The sequence below is a fragment of the Pseudomonas sp. P5_A2_2 genome (genome assembly GCF_054177685.1).
In genome coordinates, this window is the sequence record NZ_JBGCUL010000014.1 from 21698 (window position 1) to 30370 (window position 8673).

The following is an 8673-nucleotide window of genomic DNA, read 5'->3' on the forward strand; positions in this document are numbered from 1 at the left end:
AGCACTGCTTCTACCCACGTCGGGGCAGCTTCATGTAACACATCCCCTTCGAAATACCGCATCTGCCGCCCCTKACTTTCTCAAGCATCCTTTAAGGAGCGAGGCGCTCAAATAGTGCCTCCTGCTACTAGCCAACACTCAGCTGCTCATTTACAGGCCGTTCTCAACTGAGACTAAATGAGCCATTCGACACCATTGAATCAATTCGAGGATCCGATGAAGCACGGCTGGCTGCGTGAGGCCAAGGAGAGTGTAGTAAAGAACTGCTGCCAAGCTGGGCTAGTGAGAAATAACCGCAGGGCAATAGAACAACGGAAAAACAGGTCTTCGCTCATTTTTTTGCGCCGACCAACGTCATCCAAGTCGGCAGCGGTGGTAGGCAGGAGTTGAGGCAACCCCCTGGACCAATGAGCTAGTCAGGGGCACAGCGGAAGGATCAATGAAGGGCGCTTCAATCTCACCTCATTATCGAAAAACTGTCTGAAAGTGATGACGTTTTCGTAGCTATCGTAAGCTGATTCTTTAGCTTTCTTTAAAGACTCCGGCACAACCAACGAAATCGAATTCCTATCCATTTCATCAATCGCCTCACCCGACACCCGGTCATCAACCGTAGCGAGAAAAATTGCTCCAAGCGGCTTCTCTAAGGCCAACTGCTTCCATCGTTCGCGCAGGGTTGTCTTCAAGGAAACAATAACCGCATCTCCCTTCATATTGAGCTCCTTGACGTCCGGTAAAACGAAATCCGGGCGCCGGCCACCGAAGACAGCCTGCGCTTCGTGACGAATTCGACCATCCTTGAATAGCCTTGCTACATGATGCTCAAACGAAAGCCCAGCTCTGCTCTTTCTGGTTTGCGCCGCGCTGAGGAATATCGAATCGAGCTCAGAGAATGCCCGAACAAGATTGCCAACAGGATCGCCTCCCCCCTGGAGGAGAATTCGGGCGACTTGAGCTGCACGAAAGCGAAGTTCTGCCTGCTTGTAGATGGAATATTCAATGTCCCTGCTGATACGCATGACCGCGTCACCAGGCTGGGAGAGGGAGAATGGATTCATGTCGCAGAAACCCTTCTCATTAAGCCATTTGCTCTGCGCTTTTCCTGCCAGCATCTCCGGAGATGGAAGAGTCTGCTGCTTAATGAATTGCTCCAAGGTTCCATCCTTGAGCGCCTGCGACAGCTCTGCAATGAGCTGATCCGTTTCGGAAGCAGGCTCAGCAAGCGAAGCAGGATCGAACAGGCCGTAGTGGAAATCGGCATCCAGCTCGAATGCGGTCTCGATAATTTCCGCTTCTTCGCTTACCGAATCGACGACGATGAACCAATATCTGGAACCAAACCTATCTTGTTTGAGTTTTCCGATAACGAGCAGCGAGGCTGGAGAAAGCAACTGGAATTGCTCCTTGGGTATACCCGTGTGCTGCCACTCGTACCTTGGCTTTGCTTTCTCTTTATTGGTTGGATTGMGCATCGAAAAATATTTGATCATCGATGTCTTTATCTCGCCAGAGGCTGGCCAGAACGTTGGATATTCGACATCGTAAATGTGCGGTTTGTCCGGGTTGGAGTTCTTCAGTTTTGGAAAGAAATCAGACTCTGCAACAGGACGAGGGATAAAAAAGCCATTCTGATGCCCATTCTTTGGACTATCTGCCCAAGATGTGTCATTGCGTGACAGTTTTTTGATGAAGAGACTCTCACTTTGATTGATCAAAGTGGAAATATCATTCCATTCCGGATGGAAGCCCATTGTTATTCCTTATTTCTGATATTGGGGACGAGCCTTCACACGAGGAGTCTGTGTAGCCCCTTTCCAGACCAATCGCTCCGAAATCCTAGATCACAAGAAACGTCATCTTGGCAGGTTGCTCATCGGTTTCGATCAGTTCGCTGGCTAGAAAGTCTCTGCCCCATTCGTCAGAGAAAATCGATCAAGCGAATCTCTGCTTCGCGCATCCAATGGGTTCTGGAGAGTTTCACGGACACGGATTTCAACACTGGTGCGCTCTTCGTCTGCGAAGTTGTCGTCGGAAATGCTTGCCCCCGAAATTTCGTTCGGATTTAGCGGACGGAACTGCCAATGAGCCACAATCAACTCTCCCTAGTGTGAAGACCTGCATCCTAGTTCCAACGCATCTTCATCGATCTGGAAATATTCCGATCCATTTATCAGCCAGCTCGCTATCAGGTCAACAAGCAATGGGGACTTTTCTTTTTTCATCGACCGTACAGCACATTCCCACACGATAAGTACCCTCCAGCCCATTGCTTTAAGGGCACCTTCCTGAAGGCTGTCCCGAGCCTTATTTTTTCCGATTTTCTCTAACCAGAACTCAGGACGAGTTTGGGGAACCTTAAAGTACCTGCATGCATGCCCATGCCAAAAACAGCCATGGATGAAGACAAGTGCATGGTATTTCGGTAACACCAGATCAGGCTTACCGGGAAGGTCTTTGACATGTAAACGGAAGCGAAAGCCCCGTGCATGCAGGGCTTTGCGGATTAGAAGTTCAGGCTTGGTGTTTTTACCCTGAATCCCAGCCATCATTCTTGAGCGTGTAGCTAAATCCACTACATCAGTCAAATAACCTCCATAACGGAGCGCTGGGCGCTCCYGAATAAAGGCCGACGCGGCTACCTCATCAGGCTGGAAGGGCGAACTCCAGCTGGGGCTGCCCAGTGTCGGCCATTTTCTCTTTCGCTTTCAGGATACGGTCCTTCATCAATCGAGCTACCGCCTCGAAAACGGGTACGGCAACAGAGTTGCCAAACTGACGATAAGCCTGTGTATCAGAAACCGGAATAATGAAGGAGCTCTCACCAGGCTTATCAAATCCCATCAAGCGTGAACACTCGTGAGGCGTCAATCGACGAGGTCGATTAATCTGGTTCAATTCGCTATTGAAGTCCAGAGTTTCGACAAAGCCTCGGTCAACAAGGATTTCAGAGCCGTCCTTGTGATACCTAGCTGACAGTGTACGCGCCACATCATCAGACCGAGTCAACCCAAAACCGAAGCCATTACCTTTCTCACGATGCTTCGCAGCATAGCGGTACAGGTAATCCCAGAGCTTTGGCGTCAGGATGTATTTACTATCTACTTCTTTATCTAGCAAATCGCCAAACGTCGGTTTTTGCTTCGGAATGAGTTTGCTGATTTCACTCAGGGTGAAGCCTTGGTGAACATTCAAATCGCGGCGGAAGCCCACCAGCACAATCCGCTCACGGTGCTGGGGAAGGAAATGTTTGGCATCGATAACTTTCGGATCTGTCCCCTTCGGGGCATTTACGTCTGCAACCTCATACCCAAGCTCATCAAGCGCTTGGCAGATGATTCTGAATGTGTTGCCTTTGTCATGACTCTTGAGATTTTTCACGTTCTCCAGCAGGAAAGCAGCTGGACGTTTAGCGGCAATGATCCGTGCCACGTCAAAAAAGAGGGTGCCCTGGGTTTCGCACTCAAAGCCGTGTTTACGGCCTAGCGAGTTTTTCTTGGAGACACCAGCTAACGAAAACGGCTGGCAAGGGAAGCCGGCAAGCAATACGTCATGATCCGGGATTTTGCGATCAATGTTCAAATAGGCTTCGTCTTCACTTACCTCTGGTTTGTCGGACAGAGTTACCGAGCGGATATCCAGATTGAAGCTGTGCCGATCAGGATCACAGTAGTGATTCGCCTTGTAGGTTTTAACGGCGTATTTGTTCCACTCGGAAGTGAATAGGCACTCACCACCAATTGCTTCAAATCCCTTTCGAATGCCTCCGATCCCTGCGAACAGATCAATGAATGTAAAAGAAGGTTTATGGTTCAACCGCTTAGGAAGTAGAGACTCCAGATGAGTGTACTCAGCGTGGGTCAGCTTCGGAGACGCTTTACMCTTCACCCAGCGGTTGACCGTTTCGCGACAGTGAGGCGAACCAATCTCACTGAGCTTTTCGGCCAGTTGGCCTTGGTCGTAGATCTCAAGCAGTTTGTACAGAAGTGCCAGGTCTTGAGCCGGATGAGGATCTGGCTGAAATGAATGCGGGCTCGTCTCGTCGGCTTGTGTAAATGCGGTTTCAAAAAGGTTCATGAGCCCTGCTTTCCTCTGGGTCAAATCTGTGACGAATGATCACTATTCTATCCCTTGCGCAGCCAATGTAAATTTATCATTTCGCTAAATCACGAAATGACAGCCACATGGTGGGAACGAAATAAATGTGACCTAGTACACAGGATTAGCTGTATATAAACACAGTATATGCCGACTCGAAATTTTGTCGAGGCAACCGCATCATTAGATTGGTGATGGGGCTAATAGCTCGGTATGGCCTACCCCACTCAGCCCATGACTTGACCCTCCCCCGCATTCCTCCTAACCTCCCGTCTCAGAGCCTAAGAAACTCTACAAACCAGAGCGGTCCTCCGCACCCGACAGTCATGCGGCTTTTTTTCGCCTGCGGTTTCTCTACGTCTGCGAAAAGTCCCGTTATGTCGGGAGTGGGCGAATACAAGACCCGAAAGGGGAATATGTCCGGCCCGTCTCTGGTGGGTTTCTTAGCTCCCGACACCCTTAACGAATGCCCTAAGAAAGCAGCCAGAGGTAAAGGAAATGCCTGACTATCCGACCTTCACGATGAAGGTGCATCGCCGTACCCACAGATCCGACCACGCGCTTCCGTTTCAGGAGGCCCGCCATGCCTGAATCACTCTCCCCTACCGTTTTCACTCGTCACAACGTCCAGCTGCATGCCCTTCTTTTGGAGAACCAGGCTTGGTTCTGCGCACATGATCTCGGACGGCTGATGGGTAAACACCTTGATGAGCGCATGACGCGCAAGCTCGATGCAGACCAGAGGCAAATGATGCTCGTTGACCTCTATGGCTCCGCTAAAGAGAGTTTGATGGTGAGCGAGTCAGGTGTGTATGCGTTGTTGATTTATCACTACTGCCCTGAGAATCGATTTCTGCGAGAGTGGCTGACTCATCAGGTGGTGCCTGCCCTGCGTGATGCGCGGCCGTCGCGAATGGTGGAGCGGCCAACGCTGAGTGTGCTGGACTGGCCTCAAATGTCGCTCGGCATGCTGCACTGGCAGAATGAACCCTGGATTCGGTTGCGAGATATGCCGTGCGTGTTGGCGGATGATCCTTTCAATCGGCGTGAATCGTGGTGGCGGAAGGCTTCACGAGTGATGCGTGGGTACTGATTGTTCACCCTTACAAAAATCCGCTGCCTGAATTACAGGCAGCGGATTTTTTGTTCTGAGTGCAAATCGTCAATCCGCACAATTCGGATTGCCTGATGCTTCCAAGTTGCAGCATTTAGGGCCGCTTCGCAGCCCAACGGGGGCAAGCCCCCTCGCCACAAGGTTGGTGGCTGGCTTGGTTGCTGCGTTGATCTTACGAATCGCGAGCAAGCTCGCTCCCACAGGGGATCTGCGTCGGTTTGGGAAACATCAATTCAGCAAGCGCCTCAAAGACGGTCCTCAAATCCATCGATTAGATCATCGAGGGCCTTGTTGAAATCCGCTTACCCCAGTTCGACTGCGCAGCAATCGTCAATTCGCAGAATTCGGTTTGTCTGATGCACCTGAGTTGCAGTATTTACGGCCGCTTCGCAGCCCAACGGGGGCAAGCCCCCTCGCCACAAGGTTGGTGGCTGGCTTGGTTGCTGCGTTGATCTTGCGAATCGCGAGCAAGCTCGCTCCCACAGGGGCTCAGCAGCTGGCTCGGGAACGTCGGTGTTATCAGGGCCGTAGAATTTTCCTGCGGCCCTTTTCGTTGCCTGCAACAAAGCTAAAACCTCACCTCCCCAACCCACTAATCCGCCAAGGACACACCGCCGCCCTAACCCCACTCGGCCCAACAATCTCCGGCGTCTGCCCCAACGACCTGGCGCTCAACACACTCCCCACCCGCTCAATCAACTGATCAAACCCCAACGTCGCATCCTCCTGATGCAATTTGCGCAGTTGCTCAACCAGGGCGTAGGTGAAGGCGCCGTAGTGGTTGGAGCCCGCCACATATTCGCTGGCTTTTTCGTTTTCCCGCGCGGCGTAGAGCATCAGGGGCATGTAGGGGCCGTGGTGGCCGTAGAGTTTGCCTTGGCGTAGCAGTTGGGCTTTTTTCTCGGGGCGAAGGCCCGTGGCGGCGCCTTGGGTGGTGCGGGTGCGGGTGAGGTCGCGGGTTTTGTTGTCTTGTTCGCTGAAGTCGCGGCGGTCGGTGTCGACGGCGTAGACGCGGCGGTCCCAGTCGCCGGCGTAGGGGTCCCAGCGCAGCATGCGGTGGCGGATGTCGCTGGGTGGGGTGATGCCGCGCACGCGGCCGTTGCCGCGGGTCATGCCGCCGGCGTAGCAGCAGTCGAACATGACGGTGAGTTTGGCGCCGTGGCCGTCCGGGTCGAAGGGCAGGTGGCTGTAGAACTGGCGGAACAGTTTGTCGGTGAAGTGGGTGCTTTCGTCGTCCCAGTCGAAGTCGTGGAGCACCAGGGTTTCGTCCATGCAGTCGGCTTCGCCGCTGCTGCTGTAGACCGGCAGTTGGGTGCCGTGGCCGGAGTAGAACAGCACGCGCTCGTCGCCGGCGCGGGCGCCTTCCACCAGCCATTCGAGGCGTTCGACGAAGTTGGCCCGGGTCGCTCGGGCGTCGTGCAGCAAACGGATGTCGCCTGCGTCATAACCGCTTTCCTGGAGCATGCGGCTGATCAGGTAGGTGTCGTTGATGCAGCCGTCGAGGCGTGCGCTCGGGTCGGGGTAATCGTTGATGCCGACCACCAAGGCGCGGCGTTTGCGTTGGCCGCTGCGGGACAGGAACGCTGGCACCTCCAGCGTCTGCGCTGCCACCACGTCGCGGGCCAGTTGCGGCCACAGGCCGGTCTGGCTGGTGGCTGACGACAGGTAGGCCTGGGCGGCGTGGTTTAGGTCGAGCAGGTCATCGCGCAATGGCACGCTGAATTCGGTTTGCAGGTCGACCCGCGCGGAATCCGGCGAGGTGATTGGCCGGGTCAACAAGCCATCGTCAGGGTTGTGCAGGTGGAACCAGCGGCGGATGCCTCGGCCGTTTTCACTCAGGCGCAGGACCCGCCCGCCCCACACTTCGCGCATCACCAGCGGCAGTGCGATCGGTGAGCCGAAGCTGACGAACACTCGGCCATCGATGCGCTTGAGTGCCGAACCTTTTTTCGCCACCGACCGGCGCAGGGCGTCGTAGCCGATCAGGCTGCCCAGGCCTTGGGCGAAGATGATCTGCGGATTGAATGCCTCGATCTTCGCCAGCAGATGTTGAGTCAACTCTGTGCGCAACTCGGCGTCTTCGATCCATTGCACGAGGGCGCCCACCGTGGTGCGCAGCATCTGGTTGACCGGCAGTCCCCAACTGCCGAAGTTCTCATCGGCCTTGCCCCTGGCGTCGGCCCTCAGCATCGCCAGGCCTCGGGTGATCTGGGCGAAGTCCGGTCCTTCCTTGAGTTGCTCATCGAAAGTCAGAAAGTCGATGTCCTGGTCATCGACGAGGCGACCGTTCTGCGCCAGTTGAGTGCGGATCAAGGTGCGCCATTGTTCCTGCCAGTTCCCATCGATGCCGCCCTGCCCTTGGCTGGCCGGCGTGAACCCCACACCGGGCAGACACAGGACGCGCAGCCGTGTTGGCGCGATCTCCGCTCCCGGCTCGACCAAGGCTTTGCTGGCCGGCGCCGCAGCCGGAGGAGCCGTTTGCCCTTGAGCGGTGACCATCAAATCCTGCAGGCGCCGCAGTTTTGCCTCCAGGCTGTCCGCACTGGGCGCGGCCGGTGTGAGCGCGGCCTGACCGGGATCGGCCAAGGCGCGGCTGCGGTTGCCGAGAAAACCGCTGACCCATTGGGCGCTGCTCTTCCAGATCTGCTCTGGATCGAGGCCGTCGAGGTAACCGGTGGCGCTGTCCACCACCTGTCGACTCTGGGTCGCCAGTTCGGACTCGATCAAGGGCAACCCGGCGCGACTTGGCACCACGGTGGCCGTCAACTTTGGCGCAGCCGATACGCCCGGTGCAGTGCGCCAGATGGGCGCATTGCCGAAGTGCTGCGCGGCGACCACCCGTGGGCCGAGGGCACTGCGCGGCAACTTGAAGTGATCGCAAAGAAAGGCCAGCAGGCTGGTGTGATCGTAGTGCTGCGCCTGGACATTGCCTGTCCAGGGGATCAACCCCGGCTTGAGCCACGGCGAAGCCAGGATCGCCGGTACACGAACACCGAGACGGGTGAAGGGATTCTTCCAGGGCACATCGACCGTTGAACCGGTCGCCACGCAAGTCGGCGGCACTACGTGGTCATGGAAGCCGCCATGTTCGTCGTACAGCAGCACGAACAGGGTTTTGTTCCAGACAGCGGTATTGGCCGACAAGGCGTTGAACACCTCACCGACAAACTGATCACCGAAGCGCAGGTCTTCAGGTGGATGGTGCGACACGTTAGGCCCGAGCTTGCCGTTGAGCAGGCCATAGCTCGGCTCGATCCAGGACAGCTCAGGGAGCTTGTTACCGGCGACGTCTGATTTGAAATCGTCGATGCTCAGGTGCTGCAAACCACCCTTGACCAGCGCCGCCAGCGGAACGGCGCCATCGGAATAAATGCGTGCGTCATGGCCGTTGTTGCGCAGCAGCGAAAAAATACTCTCGCCGCCGAACTGCGCGATCAGGCTTTTGATGCCGGCCAGTACCGTGC

5 protein-coding genes are annotated in these 8673 nt (G+C 55.4%); 1 reads left to right on the forward strand and 4 read right to left on the reverse strand.

What is annotated here, in order from left to right; genetic code table 11:
* Nucleotides 1-416: 416 nt before the first annotated feature.
* The 3 genes from ACXRVY_RS03530 to dcm all read right to left on the reverse strand — a co-directional run bounded on the left by ACXRVY_RS03530 (nucleotide 417) and on the right by dcm (nucleotide 4074).
* The gene (locus ACXRVY_RS03530; RefSeq protein WP_458237025.1) at nucleotides 417-1751 is read right to left on the reverse strand and encodes a type II restriction endonuclease; all 1335 of its coding nucleotides are present in this window, start codon (nucleotides 1749-1751) and stop codon (nucleotides 417-419) included.
* A 351-nt stretch (nucleotides 1752-2102) separates the two neighbouring features.
* Nucleotides 2103-2585, reverse strand: a complete 483-nt coding sequence (locus tag ACXRVY_RS03535; protein ID WP_409078356.1) for a very short patch repair endonuclease — start codon at nucleotides 2583-2585, stop codon at nucleotides 2103-2105.
* A gap of 58 nt (nucleotides 2586-2643) precedes the next feature.
* Entirely contained in the window at nucleotides 2644-4074 is a 1431-nt protein-coding gene (dcm, locus tag ACXRVY_RS03540) for a DNA (cytosine-5-)-methyltransferase (protein ID WP_458237026.1), read from the reverse strand.
* A gap of 604 nt (nucleotides 4075-4678) precedes the next feature.
* Between dcm and ACXRVY_RS03545 the strand changes: the two genes are divergently transcribed.
* Complete coding sequence (locus tag ACXRVY_RS03545; RefSeq protein ID WP_457266323.1) at nucleotides 4679-5188, forward strand: BRO-N domain-containing protein; 510 nt, start codon at nucleotides 4679-4681, stop codon at nucleotides 5186-5188.
* 597 nt (nucleotides 5189-5785) lie between these two features.
* Here ACXRVY_RS03545 and ACXRVY_RS03550 read toward each other — a convergent pair.
* Nucleotides 5786-8673, reverse strand: a 2888-nt coding sequence (locus tag ACXRVY_RS03550) for an alkaline phosphatase family protein (RefSeq protein WP_458237027.1), incomplete at its 5' end; no start/stop codon positions are given.